General features: G+C 42.2%; 16 protein-coding genes. All 16 read right to left on the bottom strand.

Features of this window, described 5'->3' with window-relative positions; all coding sequences use genetic code 11:
• Positions 1–55 precede the first annotated feature (55 nt).
• Positions 56–721, bottom strand: a complete 666-nt coding sequence (locus tag MHI16_RS15375; protein WP_061409571.1) for a PspA/IM30 family protein — start codon at positions 719–721, stop codon at positions 56–58.
• Positions 722–736: 15 nt separating this feature from the next.
• The gene (locus MHI16_RS15380; protein WP_058013710.1) at positions 737–1,129 is read right to left on the bottom strand and encodes a hypothetical protein; all 393 of its coding nucleotides are present in this window, start codon (positions 1,127–1,129) and stop codon (positions 737–739) included.
• A 165-nt stretch (positions 1,130–1,294) separates the two neighbouring features.
• Positions 1,295–1,864 (bottom strand): cob(I)yrinic acid a,c-diamide adenosyltransferase, encoded by a 570-nt coding sequence (locus MHI16_RS15385; RefSeq protein WP_144461819.1) that lies wholly within the window; start codon positions 1,862–1,864, stop codon positions 1,295–1,297.
• Positions 1,865–1,994: 130 nt separating this feature from the next.
• Positions 1,995–3,275, bottom strand: coding sequence for a heme ABC transporter ATP-binding protein (locus MHI16_RS15390; protein WP_342497999.1), 1,281 nt, complete (start codon positions 3,273–3,275; stop codon positions 1,995–1,997).
• Entirely contained in the window at positions 3,272–4,330 is a 1,059-nt protein-coding gene (locus MHI16_RS15395; protein ID WP_268466680.1) for an iron ABC transporter permease, read from the bottom strand. Before MHI16_RS15395 ends, MHI16_RS15390 begins: the two co-directional genes overlap by 4 nt.
• Positions 4,296–5,246, bottom strand: a complete 951-nt coding sequence (locus tag MHI16_RS15400; protein ID WP_061409580.1) for an ABC transporter substrate-binding protein — start codon at positions 5,244–5,246, stop codon at positions 4,296–4,298. Before MHI16_RS15400 ends, MHI16_RS15395 begins: the two co-directional genes overlap by 35 nt.
• 172 nt (positions 5,247–5,418) lie before the next feature.
• Positions 5,419–6,810: a glycoside hydrolase family 28 protein gene (locus tag MHI16_RS15405; protein ID WP_342498000.1), complete on the bottom strand. Its 1,392-nt coding sequence runs from the start codon at positions 6,808–6,810 to the stop codon at positions 5,419–5,421.
• Positions 6,811–6,830: 20 nt separating this feature from the next.
• Positions 6,831–8,324: an altronate dehydratase family protein gene (locus MHI16_RS15410; protein ID WP_342498001.1), complete on the bottom strand. Its 1,494-nt coding sequence runs from the start codon at positions 8,322–8,324 to the stop codon at positions 6,831–6,833.
• Positions 8,321–9,778, bottom strand: a complete 1,458-nt coding sequence (locus tag MHI16_RS15415) for a tagaturonate reductase (protein WP_342498002.1) — start codon at positions 9,776–9,778, stop codon at positions 8,321–8,323. The genes MHI16_RS15410 and MHI16_RS15415 overlap by 4 nt, the downstream gene beginning before the upstream one ends.
• A gap of 59 nt (positions 9,779–9,837) precedes the next feature.
• On the bottom strand, positions 9,838–10,848 hold the full coding sequence (locus tag MHI16_RS15420; protein ID WP_342498003.1) for a LacI family DNA-binding transcriptional regulator: 1,011 nt from the start codon (positions 10,846–10,848) through the stop codon (positions 9,838–9,840).
• 68 nt (positions 10,849–10,916) lie between these two features.
• Complete coding sequence (uxaC, locus tag MHI16_RS15425) at positions 10,917–12,353, bottom strand: glucuronate isomerase (RefSeq protein WP_058013701.1); 1,437 nt, start codon at positions 12,351–12,353, stop codon at positions 10,917–10,919.
• 136 nt (positions 12,354–12,489) lie between these two features.
• Complete coding sequence (locus MHI16_RS15430; RefSeq protein WP_058013700.1) at positions 12,490–14,244, bottom strand: HAMP domain-containing sensor histidine kinase; 1,755 nt, start codon at positions 14,242–14,244, stop codon at positions 12,490–12,492.
• Between the two features lie 3 nt (positions 14,245–14,247).
• The gene (locus MHI16_RS15435) at positions 14,248–14,970 is read right to left on the bottom strand and encodes a response regulator transcription factor (protein WP_058013699.1); all 723 of its coding nucleotides are present in this window, start codon (positions 14,968–14,970) and stop codon (positions 14,248–14,250) included.
• A gap of 177 nt (positions 14,971–15,147) precedes the next feature.
• Positions 15,148–15,963, bottom strand: a complete 816-nt coding sequence (locus MHI16_RS15440) for an ABC transporter ATP-binding protein (protein WP_058013698.1) — start codon at positions 15,961–15,963, stop codon at positions 15,148–15,150.
• A gap of 19 nt (positions 15,964–15,982) precedes the next feature.
• Complete coding sequence (locus MHI16_RS15445; RefSeq protein WP_342498004.1) at positions 15,983–17,005, bottom strand: iron ABC transporter permease; 1,023 nt, start codon at positions 17,003–17,005, stop codon at positions 15,983–15,985.
• Entirely contained in the window at positions 17,006–18,058 is a 1,053-nt protein-coding gene (locus MHI16_RS15450; protein ID WP_058013696.1) for an iron ABC transporter permease, read from the bottom strand. It abuts the gene before it with no gap.
• Positions 18,059–18,147 lie beyond the last annotated feature (89 nt).

An 18,147-nucleotide genomic window follows, 5' to 3' on the forward strand; every position in this document is an offset into this window, starting at 1 on the left:
GAAATCAAATATCGGAAGAAAAATCCTGCTTTTCTTCCGACCTGTCTCTGATTTCTTAGTTTGCTTGCTGCTGCTCAGGCTTCTTCTCCAGCTTGAGCTTTTGCCATTCTTTTTCAACCTCATCTGCATAGTCTAGGTGAGCATATGCCCCTTGATCTGCAAATTGTGCATAGCTGCCTGCTTTTGTCTCCATTTCTTCGATACGGTTCTCCATTCGAAGAAATTCTTTATATGCACTTTCACTATCTACTTTATTCATAGATTCGTTCATATGCTGCTTTGCCTGTGCGGCATTTGCTCTTGCTATGAGCGCCTGCTTCTTGTCTTTAATATCACGCAGCTTCGTTTCTAACTGCTGCAATTGCTCTTTTAGCTCCTTTAGTTGTTTCACAGATTGCTGATAAGCTTCCTGATATTCCAAATGCTTTTCTTCAAAATACTTCATTTCTGTGAGCGCTTTTCGAGCTAACTCTTCTTCTCCTGCGTGAAATGCCAGCTCAGCCTGCTTCTTTCTTTTTTCAGCAAATGCTTCCGTCTCTTCTGCTTTGCGCAGGAAACCTTGTTGAATCGTTTGCTGTTTGATGATCGCATGTTTCGCTTTGGCAATATCGTCCTCCATATCACGAACGTACTGATTTAGCATGACACGCGGGTTCTCCATTTTATCTAAGCCCTCATTGACCGTTGCAACAAACATATCTCTCATTCTTCTAAATACCATTTGAATTTCCTCCTCTTATTTTTTCTTTAAAAAGTCTTCCCATTCTTGATCAAATGACGTATGCATAGGTTCTTCCATTTTCGGGGACGTGTTTGGCTCCATATATGATCTGCTTGATGATCCTTTTGCCACTTCACCATTGATCATCGTCCAGCCGAAGTAGAGAAGCCCCCCAGCTAGTGCGATTCCAAGGATAAATGGCAGAGCTTGCACAACGATCATGACACCAATGACTGCTAGAATGACGCCGAAGGTTTTACTGCCTTGCTCATATTTCTTTACACCTACATAGATGAGCCACGCCCCAATCAGAATCGGGATCAGCCCTCCTAGTGAACCACCGAAGAAGATGGATAGACCGACAAACATTAAAATCGAACCGATGATGGTTTTACTTGTTATTTTCATCTTCATGCCTCCTTTCTTGCTCCTTGCTTTTACTATAGTCAAAAAAGAAAGCTGGCAAAACGTGTCGCAGATTGATCTTTCATTGCGACCAGAGTCGTAACTTCGCTCAGACTGAGCGGTAGAATCCAATAAAAAAGCACTCTTCAATGAGAAGAGTGCTTTTCTTTATTTAGACCGAAATACGTTTGCACTTCGTTCATATTCAACATCCGCTTCACCGAGTCGATGATTCACGATTCGGGCGGCTGCAAATAAATAGTCAGATAGCCGGTTTACATATGTGAGCGCAACTGATGGAATCTTCTCCTGCTTCGCAAGCGTCACCATATGCCGCTCTGCTCTTCTGACGACTGTCCGCGCCACATGTAAGAGAGCTGCGCCTTCCTGGCCGCCCGGTAAAATAAACTTCGTGAGCGGCGCGGCTTCTTCTACATAGACATCCATTCTTTGCTCAAGGACTGCTACAGACGCTTCCGTTAATTTACCTTCTTTCGGTGGTTTCACTGCTGCTAAATCACCGCCGCAGTCAAACAGCTCGTGCTGTATCACAATCAGCTCTGACAAAATGTCTTGAAACAATTCGCCATGCTGACGTAATTTTGCATGTGCGAGTCCAATAAAGCTATTCGCCTCATCTAACGTGCCGTAAGCCTCTACTCTCACATCATCCTTATCGGCTCTCCCGCCGATCAAGCCTGTTTGACCTTGATCCCCTGTTTTTGTATAAAGTTTCATTGGTGTTCCTCCTTCTCTATTGCTTTGTCCTTTTAGTATAACCTGAAGTGAAAAGGATGTATTTGTTTAACTAAAGCACTGTGATGTTCATCGCATCATAAACAAAAAAAGCGAACCCTTTGGTTCACTTTCAAATGGCATTTAATGAATAAAGAAGACGGTGCACTTTCTGCTTTAATCTTTCGTGTAAATGCTCATCATCTTCTGTTTCTTGCATACCCGCAGCAGCGATACAAAGATGATGAATGGACATGCTCGTCTCCTGTTTCATCATATGGACAAGCTGCCCCACAAGCTGAACAGACGCTCCGTCTGATATAGACTCTTTCAGTACAAGCCAAATGGTCAGCTCTCCTTGATGACGCATGCCGTAAAGCACCATGTCGTCGTCTGTGTCTTCAGCAGCAAATTGTTTTGGTCCACTTGCTTGGTCGTAAAACAATAGTCCTTCCCGATCTTCCAGCTCATCTCGAAGCATCTCACTTCCCGTTCCAAGAGACCTTTTCCAAAAGAAGCCGCCCTTTTTCTGATGTGAGGAAAGGATGCGAAGCGGCTGTTTGAGGGAAAACGTCATTCCTTCTCCGCCATGCGTTTTCCAGCCATCTGCTAACTTTGCATTTGATGCTACAGAAGCCCCCGCAGGCTCAATGATCACCTGAGGGTTTGCCCTTCGCGGATGTTGGAGCGGTGTTACATTTGTTTCATATACACGGTTGATTCGCTCAGGCGTCAAGACGTGATGCGGCAGCCCTGCCATCTCTGCCTTTCCTTCATCAAGCAGGAGCAGCCGATCACAATACAAACTGGCGATGTTCACATCATGAAGCACACCGATTACCGTCAGCCTAGAGGAAGTGGTCTCTTCTTTAATTAAATCAAGCAAGCCTTTTTGATAAGCCAAATCAAGAAAACTGGTTGGTTCATCCAGCAATAAATAGTCAGGCTGCTGGGCTAATGCCTGTGCCAAGTACACACGCTGCTGTTCTCCCCCGCTTAGCTCATGAATGGATTGATCCTTAAATTGTGCAACATCCGTTTGTTCCATTACTTTGTTGATGATCTGCATATCTTCTCGTGTAACAGATTGCAGCCATCCTTTTTGATATGGATAACGACCGAATTGAACCGTTTCTTCCACTGTAAATGAGAAGGCTTGGTCCGTTTTCTGCGGTAGAACAGCCATTTTTTGTGCAAGTGCCTTTGGACGGTAAGATTGAATCAGTTGACCGCTCAGGCGTACCTCACCACTGTCAGGTTCCAGCAGCCCAGAGATCATTTTAAGCAAAGTCGACTTCCCGCTTCCATTTGGACCAAGTATACCGAGAAATTCGCCTTGCTTTACCTCAAGACTGATGCCGCGTATGACCTCTTTCTCTCCATATCCACCTTTAATTTCCTTCACTTGAATCATAGATGAGTCCCTCCTCTATATTTACGAATGAGGATGATGCCGAATACAGGGGCACCAATTAACGCTGTGATGATGCCGATCGGTAATTCAGTCGGCTCAATGATCGTACGCGATAACACATCTGCTAAAACAAGAAAGGAAGCGCCATTCAGCATAGACAAAGGCAGGAGGTGCCGGTGGTCTGTGATAGCTAAGAGGCGAATAAAATGCGGAATCACAAGTCCCACAAATCCGATCGTTCCTGATACCGCTACCGCACTTCCAGTCAGAATTGATCCAGCAAGCAGCACGATATATTTGCTCCTTTTCACATGTACACCTAATAGCTTTGCCTTCTCCTCGCCATACGTCATAACATTCAAATCTCTCCCCATCAGCATTAATGCAAAGGTCCCAATCAGAAAGAAAGGAAGGAAAAGCACAATATAGCGCCAGCCCCTCATGGACACACTGCCAAGAAGCCAATGAATAATCTCTTTTAGATCATCACCCGTTAAAGCAATCATCAATGAAATAAGCGCGCCCAAAAAAGAACTGAAAATCACCCCTGTTAAAATTAACGAGGAGATGCTCATCCCCCGATGAACAAGACGTGCAAAAAAGAGGACGAGACATAAGGTCACAAGTGCTGTTGTCATACTGAAAAAAGGCAGTGTGAAACTGCCGAGCAAAGGGAGCTGCAAACTGAAAAATAGGGTCGCGACAGCTCCAACTGATGCACCTTGAGATACCCCCAGTGTATATGGGTCAGCAAGAGGATTTTTTAATAAGCCTTGAAAAGCTGCTCCAGATAACGCCAGCGCTGCTCCGACTAGCGCCGCTAATATCACTCTTGGCAGCCGGATATTCATCATAATATTGCGATCAATTGAATCTATTGTGCCTATCTGCACACCGAATAGTTCGTGAACAAATATACGGAGAATAGAAGGAATGGGAATCCCTAAGCTTCCAAAGGAGATTCCCATTCCAATGCTCACCACAAGAAGTAAAGCACTTAGTGTGTATGCGATGATGAATTTATTTGAATGTGTCAGGATAGATGCTTTTCGCAAGAGCCTCGACTCCTTCAACCAATCGCGGTCCCGGTCTTGATGCGAGATCCGTATTCAATTGAAAGACTTGTTTTTCCTTCACTGCTTTGATCGCATTCCAGCCGTCTCTCTTTTTCAGATCAGCTAAACTGGTACCATCAATTGTGACGATTACGTCGGGGTTTCGTTTGATAATCGATTCTTCTGTCATTTGCACCCAGCCAGTTTGATCACCAGCAGCATTTTTCGCATGGATCACAGAAAGCATTTCGTCCATAAATGTATGAGTTCCTGTTGTATAAATTTCAGGAGTACCTGATACCTCAACAAAGACTGTTTTTTGTTTGTCTTTAGAGATCGCCTCTGCTTGTTTCTTGATGTTATTCAATTTTGCTTTCATTTCGTCTACAAGCTTTGTTGATGCTTCTTTTGCACCTGTTGCTTCACCGATCATATTGATCGATTTGTACACATCCTTAAAGGAAGTGGCATCATTTACAGTCAGTACTTGAATCCCTGCATCCTCTAGCTGTTTAAATCCATCTTTTGATCCCATCTGCGAGGCATGAGCTAGTACCAGATCAGGTTTTAAGGAAATCACCTTCTCGACATTGAATTCAAGTCCGCCAATTTTCTCTACCTTTTCAACTTCCTTTGGATAATTGTCAAAATCAGATCGTCCAACCATTTTATCTCCAAGACCAAGCGCATAGGCAACTTCTGTATTACTTGGAATTAATGAAACAATTCGTTTAGGCTGTTCTTTGATGTCGACTGTTTTACCAGCTGCATCTTTAATCGAGACAGGAAATGCCGCAGCCGCTGTTTCGTTATTTTGTGAACTCTTTGCTTTATGGTCTGTTTCAGCACCTGCACATCCTGCTAAAACACCCATCACAAGCAGGAGCGATAGCCAAATGGCCGTTAACTTTTTCATGAATGAACCCCCTGATTTATGTACTGCTTGACGAAATCTCTTCCGTCAATTCTTTTCTAATTTCGGGAATATTATACTACAGTGCAGATAGGTTGTATATGTGATTTCTAAAAGCGTCTTTTTCGTTCTGATATAAGAAAAACAGCCTTTAAAAAGACTGTTTTTCACCCATCTATTTATTAATTTGTTCCCCATTGATGACGACTTTCTGAAAAGAAGGCGCTACTGCATGCTCCAAAGAAAGCGGATACGTCACATGATCTATGACACAATTTTTCATGTTGAAATGGGTCACAGGAGAATGTGGATAGGCGGCTATTTTCACACCATATCTTCCGCCGCTGCTTTTCAATCCTTCTACTTCAATATGACGTACAACAGGACGATGTGGACCCGCATCCCCTTCCTCATACATCATGTCGATACAGATCACTTCATGCTTTAGGCTTTTGACTGTGTTGTTTTTAAAGTAAATATGTTCAATGGTCCCGCCTCTGACAGAGTTGGTTTTAATACGCAGTGCCCGGTCAAGGTTCGGACTATCCATTACATTATTCTCTGCATAGACATACCTTACCCCGCCAGAGATTTCACTCCCAATCGTCACTCCGCCGTGTCCATCACGCATCTCATTTCTACGAATGACAATGTTTTCAGACGGAACCCCTATTCTCCGTCCGTCCTCGTTCCTTCCAGATTTAATGGCAATACAATCGTCGCCATTATCAAAATAACAATCTTCAATGAGCACATTCCGGCAAGATTCCGGATTGACACCATCTGTGTTTGGTCCATGCCCAATAATATGGACTCCACGGACAATCACATGTTCACTCAGTACAGGGTGAATTTGCCACATCGGTGAATCCTTCACTGTCACTCCCTCAATAAGAACTTGCTGACATTGGTAGGGCTGGATAAAGCTTGATCTTAAATAATGCCCTTCTCCAAACTCTCTTTCTTCTACTGGTATTCTCTTTTCAGCCATCTCAAATAGAAGCTGACGATCCCGATCTTGAGAAGGCTGGCCATTCGTGCCATATTTCCAAGGCCACCAATGATGCTCATCCCCTCCGCCATCAAGCGTTCCAGCTCCAGTAATGGCGATGTTTTCTGCATGGTGTGCATAAATGAGAGGTGAATAATTATAAAGCTCAACCCCTTCATATCTTGTCAGGACAAGCGGCAGATAATCCTTTGGGTTTTGGCTGAATGTCACATACGCTTTCTCATGCAAATGCAATTCTACATGACTCTTCAATTCTAGCGCACCTGTCACAAACGTCCCTTCCGGAATCAGCACACGTCCCCCTTTCAAACGGTGCGCATCATCAATGGCAGACTGGATCGCATCTGTTGAAAGCTCGATTCCTTTTGCATCTGCACCATAATGAACCACATTAAATTCACGATCAGGGAACAGCGGTGCTTTTATCTGTTTTAACACTTGATGGATTCCGTTTGCTTCTTTGTCTTTCTTCCCTTGCCTTGCTAAACGAGTGAGTCCAATCCCCGTAAGTACCGTTCCTGCTGTGATATACATCAAATCCCGTTTTCTAGACACATTATGATCCCCCAGTCGCCTTAAAGTGTGACACCTGTTTTGAAAATAGCCAGCTCTCTAAAATTGTTTTTTTCATGATTTAATAGCTTTCCGCTCGCCACATCAATGACCGTTGAAATGAATTTTTCTAACACAATATCTTCTGGTACATCTTCAAGCAATTCTCCCGCATTAAAGTCAATCCAATGTTTTTTTGTTTCATATAAGGCTGTATTCGTCGAGACTTTCATTGTTGGGACAAACGTGCCGAATGGTGTCCCTCTACCTGTTGTAAAAAGAACCAACTGACAGCCAGAAGCGGCAAGAGCAGATGAAGCAACCAAATCATTTCCCGGGGCACTTAACAAATTTAAACCCTTTCGCTTCAGCAATTCCCCATATTTCAATACATCTTGAATGTCAGAAGTTCCTGCTTTTTGTGTACAACCGAGAGATTTATCCTCTAATGTCGAAATTCCACCTGCTTTATTTCCCGGGGAAGGATTTTCATATACTGGCTGTTGATGATCCATGAAGTATTGTTTAAAGTCATTGATCATTTGCACAATATTGTCGAAAGTCGCTTCTGATTCCGCTCTCTCCATTAAAATCGTTTCTGCTCCAAACATTTCGGGCACTTCAGTTAACACTGTCGTGCCGCCTTGAGCAACAATAAAATCGGACAGCCTTCCTAAAAGCGGATTTGCGGTAATTCCGGAGAATCCATCTGATCCCCCGCACTTCAAGCCGATTTTCAGCTCAGATAACGGGATTTCTTCACGGTGATCTTCTTTCGCTGCCTCATAAATTTCCTTGAGTAAAGCAACTCCCGTCTCAATCTCATCTCCTACTTCTTGGCTTCTTAAAAATTTCACTCTCTCACGGTCATAATCACCTAATGTAGACTGAAAATGGTCAATATCGTTATTTTCACAACCAAGTCCGAGGACAAGCACTCCTCCAGCATTGGGATGCTTCACGGCATTTTGTAAAATGGTTTTTGTATTCTCATGATCGTCCCCAAGCTGTGAGCATCCGTAATTGTGCTTTAACACGAGAGCTGTTTCAAACGGATGGATGCTTCCGCCCATTTCAGCGGTAAAAATTTGAATGATTTGATCGGCGATGCCATTTACGCATCCGACGGTTGGGACAATCCAAAGCTCATTTCGAATCCCGCTTTCCCCATTTTTTCGTTTATATCCTTTAAATGTAAGGTTCTTTTTTTCATAGGGGTTATTTGTAAAAGAAGGCTCGTATTCATAATCGAGCTTGCCTGATAAATTGGTTTTGATGTTATGTGTATGCACCCACTCTCCAGCAGAAATGGCAGTCGTTGCATGCCCAATAGGGTAACCGTATTTCATGACATTCTCTCTTTGCTTGATATCAGCCAATGCAAACTTATGACCTTTGGCGATGGTCTCTTTTAAAATAACGGAATGATCTTGATGATGTAGCTCCTTCCCTTGTTCAAGTACTTTTAAAGCAATACCGACATTATCTGAAGGGTGAATCACAATAAAATCTTTCATGCCTTCTCCCCCTGACTTTCATATTGATGTTGTAGCATTCGTTGAACAGCCGCTCTCATCCCTTGCTCCTTTATGAGGGTAAGCTGATCAGCTACAGCGTGAACCAAATCATTTATATCCGTTAAATTTCTCCCCCATAATTTCTCACATGATAGAATCTTTGCTGCAATCGTTTCATTAGATTGGTTCTCTTCTTCAAAGGCTTCCTTCATGAATGCCAGTACAGTCTCATCATCCTTAATCTTTTCTGCATGTGCTCTGTAAAAATAAATGAGGCTGCTGAGTGAAAACACGAGTTTCATTGGCAGCTGTTTCTTTCGCTCAACATAATCGAGCAATGACGGAAGAATACGGGTTCGAAACTTAGATACACCATTAAGCGCAATATCCAGCAATTGATGCTTCACAAATGGATTGCAAAAGCGATCCCAAACCGATTGTGTATAAAGAAGAAGCTCATCTCGAGAGAGCTCAAGCCCTGGCAGTACTTCCTCCTCCAGCAGCCGCCGGATGAACGTGCCGACATCCTCATCATCCACAGCTTCTTTTACAGTTTCTACCCCGCATGAGTAAGCGATTGGCACCATTGCTGTATGAGCACCATTTAAAATCCGTACCTTGCTCATGCGATAAGGCGCAATATCCTCTACAAAAAGGACATTTAAACCTGCTTCTTGAAAGGGAAGCTCTTTTTGTACGAAGGCAGGTGCTTCAATAACAAAGAGGTGATAGTATTCTGCCGTGACAAGCAACTCGTCGATGTATCCCTCTTCCTTTTGGACAATTTCAGCTGCTTCCTTAGAAAACCCAGGAACAATCCGATCCACAAGCGTATTACAAAACGTATTGGCTTCCTTGATCCATGTGATAAATGTAAGCGGCAGACCCCACTCAGCTGCCATGTCTATCACATATTCCTTCAAGCGATCACCGTTATGTTCGACCAGTTCACATGGAAGGATGATCAGCCCTTTTTGGTCATCATCAGCAAATGCTTTAAACCTGTGATATAGGAACGCCGTCAGCTTTCCTGGAAAACTAGCTTGCGGTCGATCCTCCAAGCGATCGGCCTTGCTGAACATAAGTCCTGCCTCTGTCGTGTTTGAGAAGACAAAGCGAAGATCGGGGTTTTCAGCTACTTGTAAAAAAACATCATAATCCGTATACGTACTGATTCCTCTGCTGATCGATTGAATGATCATGCGCTCATTCATTTCTTCCTGGTCATGATAGCCCTGTATACATAAAGTGTATAAGCCATCTTGTTCATTTAAAGCTGCAACAGATCCTTTTCTCGGAGGAACAACTACAGCTCTTCCTTTAAAATCTGTGCAGTCGTTCAGCTTTTGAATGTGCCAATTAATAAAGCCTCGCATAAAATTCCCTTCACCGATCTGCAAAATCGTTTCAGGATACTCAGGCACCGGATATATGGTTTTTGATAAACGTTTCAAATGAATTCTCCTCTCTGTAATTTATGCACACGTGAACATTCCTCTATAAAAGATGCTGATTACTGCATCTTTTTGACTGAATCTCTAATCATCAGCTCTGTGTGGACATACACTTTTTCCATATGATCTTCTTCTTGCTTTTCACCGTTAATGACGGATAGGATGGCCTCTGCTCCAAGTGCACACATTTTTTCGATTGGCTTTTTCACCGTTGTCAGTGCAGGCGTGGTATAGGATGAAAATGCAATATCATCAAAACCGATAATAGAGACATCGCCCGGGCACGTCTTTCCCTTTGCATATAAAGCATTCATCGCACCAATGGCCATGTCATCATTAGAGCAAAAAAGCGCTGTTGGCGGATGATCAAGGGTCAGCAGGAATTCCATTGATTCATAGCCGCTTTTCATATGGTAGTCACCCGCGATCATATATTCTTTTTTCATAGGAATATGGTGATCAATTAACGCTTGGAGAAAACCAGCTTTTCTCTCCTGAGTCGATTTAAAGCCTTCTTTTCCTTCAATGATGGCGATTTGTTGATGGCCTTGCTGAATGAAATAGTGCGCTGCCTGGTATGCTCCTTGACTATCATCTGCTAATATATTCATCACTTCATTACTTTCTACACGGCGGTTCAGCACAATGATTGGAATGCCCTGTTTCTTGACATGATGGATAAACGCTTCATCGTGCTCACTTTGGCTCATCAGCAAAATGCCATCGTAGCGCTGCTTATGAATGGTTGTGTAATCGTGAAAATCGTCAATACCCCTAACAAACAAATTGTAATGCTCTGTCATGACGCTATTGACGCCTTTTAAGGCATCCACAAAGAAGCTTGAGGATGTGCCTTCTGTTAAACTCGTAAAAAACAGACCGATTGTAAACGATTTTTGTGATACAAGGCCTCTGGCATGGACATTTGGTGAATAATTCAGCTGTTTTGCAATCGACAAAATCTTTTGTTTTGTCTTCTCTTTAATAAAAGGACTGTTATTCAAAGCCCTTGATACTGTGGTATGAGAGACATTTGCCAATTTTGCTATGTCTTTAATTGTGACTGTCATGCTATTCCGCCTTTTATGATTTTTTTCCATCTTATCATAAAACCGCTTTCATTTTCTTGCCTTAATCTTCATGTGGTTTTACTTTGATGATAGAGCTGCTTTGCCCGGTCAAATTGAAAATATTGCTTGGCATTTTCATAGCTGATACCTTTCACAATGCCCCCTAGCAGCTCAAGGTCATAGGGGACTTCTCCTTTTTCTACCCAATCCCCGATAATATCACAAAGCAGCCTTCGGAAATATTCATGCCTTGTATAGGACAAAAAGCTTCTTGAATCAGTCAGCATTCCGATAAAACGGCTGATCAGTCCGATACTGGAAAGAGCCATCATCTGCTCTGTCATTCCTTGTTTCGTATCATTAAACCACCAGGCTGTGCCGTGCTGCATCTTCCCCGGTGTCTTCCCGTCTTGAAAGCTTCCAGCCAATGTTGATATCACGACATTGTCCCTTGGATTCAAGGAATACAGAATCGTGTTTGGCAATGCATCTTTTTGTTCTAAACGATCTAATATGCGGCAAAGCGGCTTTGCAATGTCTTCGTCATTCATCGCATCGTACCCCGTATCTGGTCCGAGCCGCTCAAACATTTTCGTATTGTTATTTCTAAGTGCATTGATATGAAGCTGCATTGCCCAGCCACGCTCACAGTAAGCCTGACCTAGCATAATGAATGTCTCTGTTTTAAATTTGATCTTCTCTTTTTCCGTCAATGGATGACCAGACATTCTTTTATGAAAGATAGTCTCCACTTCTTCTTGTGTCGTTTCTTCATATGTCATTTCATTAATAGCATGATCCGAGATCAAGCAGCCGTGTTCATGGAAAAAATCAATTCTCGCTCGGAGGGCATGTAAGAAGTCTTGGTAGGATTGTATTGGAATAGCTGAAGCCTCTGCCAGCTCATGAACATATTTTTCAAACAGATCATTCGCTATATCTAGAGCTTTATCAGGTCGAAACCCTGGTAGCACTTGTACAGAGAATCCCTCTTCCCGCAGTTTTTGATGATATTGAAGTGAATCGACCGGATCATCTGTTGTCACAACGGTTTCAACGTTTGATTTCATGATGAAGTCTCTCGCCCCAAATCCCTCTCCTTGCAGCTTTTCATTGACTTTCTGCCAAATGATATCTGCATTTTTTTCATTTAATAGGTCTTCGACTTCGAAATACCTTCTCAGCTCTAGATGGGTCCAGTGATAGAGCGGATTTCCTATGGTCATAGGGACGGTCTTCGCCCACGCCAAAAATTTATCATCATCAGATGCATCACCCGTGACGTGCGTTTCAGGAATGCCATTTGCTCTCATGGCCCGCCATTTGTAATGATCTCCATAAAGCCATGCCTCAGTGATATTTCGGAAGGTTTTATTTTCATAGATGTCTTTAGGACTTAAATGGCAATGGTAATCTATGATTGGAAGATCCTTTGCAAACTCATGGTATAACTTTTCCGCCGTTGGACTGTTTAGTAAAAACTGCTCATCTAAAAAGGCTTTCATCAAATTCCCCCATCCCTCTTATCGTATGAAAATGATTTGTTCACGTTAACAATTTAATTGTAATCGTTTACAAAGTTGATTTCAATCCTAAAATAGGAAAAAACGATCTCCTTCAGAAAGGAAAATCGTTTTTTGGCTATTTTACAGGGGGTGATTTTTTTAGGATAATCGCAATAGTTGTTCCAGCACCAGGTTCACTTTCCACTTGAATATCACCGTCATGCAGTAAGACAAGCTCTTTTGCTATTGCCAGACCAAGTCCTGTTCCATTCGTTGGGTCATTTGTATTTGTCCCTCTATAGTAGCGGTTAAATAAGTGATCGACCGTTTCTTGTGCCATTCCGCATCCGTTGTCTTTCATTTCGATTCGAACTTCTTCATCTGTTTCAGACAAAACAGCTGTAATATGCGTGCCCTTTGGGTTATGCTTGACTGCATTCGCCAGCAGGTTCTCAATCACTCGTCTGAACCAAGCTTTGTCGATCTCAAAGATGACACCGTTTGTTTGATTTTCAAAAGAGGTTGAAAAATCCTCAGAAAAAGAGCTTCTTGAAAACTCGTCCATTATAGAGCCTAAAAACTCATCCAGCTCGACCGGCTTTCGATTAATAGGCAAGGCACCATTTTTCAATCGATACGTGAGATTTAAATCTTCAATCAAGGTCGACATGTATTCTGATTTCTCACGAATCACCTGTCCCATTTCCATGACTTCTTCCTTGGACCATTGATATTGATCAGATTCAAGCATGAGCCCGTAGCCGTAAATGGTACTAAGAGGTGTTTTCAAATCATGAGACAATCCTGCAATCCATTCTTCTCTTGTGGTTTGAATTTTTCTTCGGTTTGCTTCATTCTCTTTTAATGTAAGCGTGAGCTGATCCATTGTTTTTAGGATATCCTCAAATAATCGGTATTCCCGCTTAATACGACCTTTTTTATTTTTACTGATTGGAATCCCTTTTCTATTTGTTGGTTCCTGTAATTTATTTCTAGATAAGAAAATCAGCCAGCGGATAATGTGATAGATCGGCAGACCATAGCGATACGAGTACCATAATGTCATGACGATAATAACCGTAATCACAAGACCTGCAATTAAAATGGTTGTATATTGATTTAAAGCGTCTGTTTCTTTATCGTATAATCCATCTGGGCTGTATACTTTATTTGGTACAGAAATAATGATATACAGATTTTTATTCACTCTAATATAAGACAGATCACTTCTAAACTCCCAAGGCTTTGATTGATACTTGAGCAGTTCAACATCTGTTACATCATGTTTCAAATTGGTATTGGCTCGAATGCCTTTTAAATATTTCCCTTCATCATTGAACAGGTGCACCGACCCATTCATTCTCTTCAAGAATTCTTTCGTTTCAACCGAATATTGAGAGAGTGCAGCCAAATTTTTCTCGTTCTGCTTCAAATAATTGGCTACCTTTGTGCTGTTTGTTTTAAACCCATACAACACGATAAAGCTTTTTTGATCAATCTCAATTGGCCAGAAGTACATCTTATAATCTTTATATTGCCTTTTTTCAAAGATCCTGATCATTTCATCCTTTTGATAGGATGTTGGAATGGACTTAGGGCGGTGATAGCTATAGACGTTATGTTTTTTTGAATCAATCACTTGCAGCCAGCCGTCTCGTTTTCTCACTGCTTGCTTGAGCTGATCATCGGCTTCCATTTCTCCATCCTCGTTAAAATAAAGCCAGCTCATGAGTGTATCTCCATCAGCTTTTGTTAAACCGGTTTCAGCCATGTTCTCGTAGTATTTTTTTAAATATAAATTATCAGAGAACGTATTTCCGATTAACAAAATGGCAATCACAATAAACATTTGTCCGACAAAGTGAAAGAAAAGTTTTGCTCGTAAATTCATGAATTAATGATGAACCTTTACTGGGTGTGGTATAAATTTATATCCCATTCCACGGATCGTCACAATATATTCGGGCTGACTCGGATCTAACTCGATCTTTTCTCTCAGCTTTCGAATATGAACCATGACGGTGTTGTTATCACCATATGATGGAACGCCCCATACTTTCTCATAGATTTGATCTTTTGAAAGAACCACATTCGGATGATCACAAAAGTACTTCAGCAAAGAAAGAAGCTGAGCAGAGCATGCAGTCACCTTTCCTCTTACTTTCAATTCAGCTGAATGAGGATGATAAGAGAAATGAGCATATTCATATTGACTTTGAGCCTCTTCTTGCTCTTCCTTTAAAGAGATATATGTTCGGTTTAAGTGAGCCTTAATTCTAGCCACAAGCTCTAGCGGATTAAATGGCTTTGTGATGTAATCATCTGCCCCTTGAGCAAAACCGGTCAGTTTATCTACATCAGACGTTCTTGCAGTTAAATAGAAAATGGGTGCTTTCGTATATTTTCTCATTTCAGGAAGAACATCAAAACCAGACTTACCGGGCATCATCACATCTAGAAGTAAGAGGTGGATGTCCTCGTTTTTGACAACATCTAATGCTTCATCTGCATGGTAGGCTTTATATATATGCTTGAAACCTTCTTTTTTTAATACGCGTTCAACCATTTTGACAATTGCTTCTTCGTCATCTGCAATCAATATTTTTGCTGTTTCCACGCATCTCTTTCCTTTCTAGCTATGATCTCTAACCGTATATTACCATTGTCTAAAGTAAAAAAGTACCTCTTTTCTGCATAAAAGCGAAAAAATATCAACTGGGAAAAATGGTGGTACTAGGAAGTTTCAGAGACGCAAAAAAAACTCGGCTATTCCACCGAGTTCCTTTTACTTCTATTATCCATTCACAGCTTCTAGCTTTCTTTCATGGTTCACCAAATCATATGTTAAACAGATCGGCTTATTCGTTCTAGGATCAAGTACGATTTCTGCATCAATGTGGAATACCTGACCAAGCACCTCTTTGGTCATGACCTCATGAGGCGTCCCATCTTTGATGACTTTTCCTTGATTGAGAGCAATCATGTAATGAGAAAAACGTGCCGCATGATTCAAATCATGAATGACCATCAACACAGTTCGTCCCTGTTCTCTGTTTAACCGTTCTAGCAGCTGAAGAATCTCGAGCTGATGTGCCAGGTCCAAATACGTCGTCGGCTCATCCAATAGAAGCAGTTCTGTTTCCTGGGCAAGTGCCATTGCAATCCATACACGCTGACGCTGTCCACCAGAAAGTGCTTCAATTGGTCTGTCATGAAAAGCAATCATGCCCGTTTCCTCAAGTGCCCATCTGATGATTCGTTTATCTTCATTTGATAAGCGACCAAATCCATTTTGATGTGGGAAACGTCCATATGACACCAGCTCATACACTGTCAGTCCGCTTGGTGCTTCGGGTGTTTGCGGTAAAATCGCCATTTGTTTTGAAATTTCTTTTGTAGGCGTTTGATGAATAGCCTGACCATTTAAGTAAACAGCGCCTTGATTGGACTTCATGATACGGGACATTGTTTTTAAAATCGTTGATTTCCCGCACCCATTCGGTCCGATCAATGTTGTCACCTTGCCTTTTGGGATACTGATATTTAAATCCTCTACAATCAAACGGTCCTGATAACCGATACATAGCTTTTCTGTTTCAAGCGATTTCATATGTTTTTCTCCTCCCTCATTAGTTCGTTTTCATCAATAAGTAAATGAAGTAAGGTGCACCTAAAGCAGAAACAACTAGACCAACTGGCACCTCTGATGGTGCAAGTATGACACGGCCGAGTGTATCTGCCAGTAATAATAACAGTGCGCCAATCAACGCGGAGGCTGGTATCATTCCTTGGTGCTTTGGTCCAACAAGCTTTCTCGCCAAGTGCGGTGCGGCTAACCCTAAGAAAGAGATACTACCTGCAACAGCGACACTTGCACCTGCTAATGCAACGGCAATCAGCATCATAAAGCTTCTTTCTTTATGAACTGAAATCCCTAATCCATAGGACAGCTGGTCACCTAAATTCATGATATTTAAGTAGCGTGCTCTCACAAGCGCTAACACAAGGAAAATAAGCATCCATGGCAGAACTGATAGGACATACGTCCAGCTTGAGCCCCAAATGCTTCCTGATAACCAAATAATGGCTTGGTTAAAATCATTTGGGCTCATTTTTAATTGAATGACCACAATTGCTGCTGAAAACGCAGCATTGACGCCAATACCCGTTAAAATCAAGCGAACAGGTGTGATGCCTTTTTTCCACGCTAACACATAGATGAGAAATGCAGCAAAGGCTGCACCTGCAAATGCGAAAAGCGGCAGTACAAAAATCGTCAAATGACCTAAGTTCGACATCGTGCCTTGAAATGCAAAGATAAAAAGCACAACAGCAAACCCTGCGCCCGCATTTACACCAAGAATACCAGGATCAGCTAAGCCGTTTTGAGAAACACCTTGCCAGATAGCTCCTGAAACAGCAATAGAAGCACCAACAAGTAAAGCGATGATCATTCTTGGAAGTCTAAATTCGAACAGCACCAGCTCATCCATTTCACTTCCGAGTCCAAAAAATGTTTTCAATGTATCTATCGGAGAAATACGAATTTCTCCGGTATTTAAACTAATCAAAAATACGACGACGATGGCTAAAAAGATCATCAGCATCGTTCGTTTATATTTCTTTCTCTTTGCCAGCTGCACCATTTCCATTTAAATTCCGCTCCTTTCACGTCTAGCTAAGTATAAGAAGAAAGGAACGCCTATAATCGCAGTAATGGCACCAACTGGTGTTTCAAATGGAGCATTGACCAGTCTTGCAGCAACGTCTGCATAAATTAACAAGATGGCCCCTAAAATAGCTGAGCAAGGGATGATCCACCGGTAGTCCACTCCGACCAAGAATCGAGTGACATGGGGAATGACAAGCCCGATAAAGCCAATTGAGCCTGCCACTGACACAGCAGCACCGGTTAAAAGAATCACGACCAATATTCCTAGCACCTTGACCGTTTTCGTATACTGCCCGAGCCCTTTAGCCAATTCATCACCTAAGCTCAGTACAGTGATCGAGCGAGCAAGGATCATCGCAATCACAAGCCCTACGATGGCGACTGGAATAACGACCTGAATGTTGCTCCAATTCAAGCCTGCCACGCCGCCTGCGTACCAAAAACTCATGTCTTGAGCGACGTCAAACCGAATGGCAATTGCTGAAGAGATCGAGCTTAAAAGAGCTCCAACCGCCGTACCCGCTAGTGCGAGCTTCACTGGAGTTAGTCCTCCCTTAGACAGGGTACCGACACCAAACACAATAGATGCACCGAGTGCGGCTCCAGCAAATGACCAAAGAATTAATGTGAAAGATGATTGGCCTGGGAAAAATGCAAATGCTATCGCAATCGCAAATGCAGAGCCATTTGTCACACCCATAATTTCAGGAGACGCAAGCGCATTTCTTGTCATCCCTTGCATAATGGCACCAGATACAGCTAAAAAGGCACCGACGAGTGCAGCCCCAACTGTACGCGGCAGCCTCAATTCCCGAATGATTTGATGTGAAGTTTGTTGTGGATCAAAATGAAAAATGGCTTCCCATACCGTGTGTAGATGAATATTTGCTGCTCCTAATGATACCGATAAAAAAAGACCAAATGCTAAAGCGATGATTCCTATGATGACAACAGCTGCTGTTCCAAAAGGCTTCGTGACAATATCCATTGCATCGTCCTTGGCTGGCAGCTGCTTATTCGATTGTGAGCCCAAAACCAGTCTCTTCCTTTCCGTTCATATCTATTCCTTATCAGTGATAATGATTATCAATCTCGAAGTCTAGTATATCATTTTCTTTCCTT

The organism is Bacillus sp. FSL K6-0923 (assembly GCF_038630825.1).
GTDB classification, from domain to species: domain Bacteria; phylum Bacillota; class Bacilli; order Bacillales; family Bacillaceae; genus Bacillus; species Bacillus pumilus.

What these genes read in the sequence shown, in the direction of transcription:
- uxaC (WP_058013701.1), bottom strand. Translation starts at nt 12,353, where the DNA reads ATGAAAGCCTTTTTAGATGAGCAGTTTTTACTAAACAGTCCAACGGCG.
- MHI16_RS15390 (WP_342497999.1), bottom strand. Translation starts at nt 3,275, where the DNA reads ATGATTCAAGTGAAGGAAATTAAAGGTGGATATGGAGAGAAAGAGGTC.
- MHI16_RS15445 (WP_342498004.1), bottom strand. Translation starts at nt 17,005, where the DNA reads ATGGAAATGGTGCAGCTGGCAAAGAGAAAGAAATATAAACGAACGATG.
- MHI16_RS15400 (WP_061409580.1), bottom strand. Translation starts at nt 5,246, where the DNA reads ATGAAAAAGTTAACGGCCATTTGGCTATCGCTCCTGCTTGTGATGGGT.
- MHI16_RS15440 (WP_058013698.1), bottom strand. Translation starts at nt 15,963, where the DNA reads ATGAAATCGCTTGAAACAGAAAAGCTATGTATCGGTTATCAGGACCGT.
- MHI16_RS15385 (WP_144461819.1), bottom strand. Translation starts at nt 1,864, where the DNA reads ATGAAACTTTATACAAAAACAGGGGATCAAGGTCAAACAGGCTTGATC.
- MHI16_RS15420 (WP_342498003.1), bottom strand. Translation starts at nt 10,848, where the DNA reads ATGACAGTCACAATTAAAGACATAGCAAAATTGGCAAATGTCTCTCAT.
- MHI16_RS15375 (WP_061409571.1), bottom strand. Translation starts at nt 721, where the DNA reads ATGGTATTTAGAAGAATGAGAGATATGTTTGTTGCAACGGTCAATGAG.
- MHI16_RS15430 (WP_058013700.1), bottom strand. Translation starts at nt 14,244, where the DNA reads ATGAATTTACGAGCAAAACTTTTCTTTCACTTTGTCGGACAAATGTTT.
- MHI16_RS15380 (WP_058013710.1), bottom strand. Translation starts at nt 1,129, where the DNA reads ATGAAAATAACAAGTAAAACCATCATCGGTTCGATTTTAATGTTTGTC.
- MHI16_RS15410 (WP_342498001.1), bottom strand. Translation starts at nt 8,324, where the DNA reads ATGAAAGATTTTATTGTGATTCACCCTTCAGATAATGTCGGTATTGCT.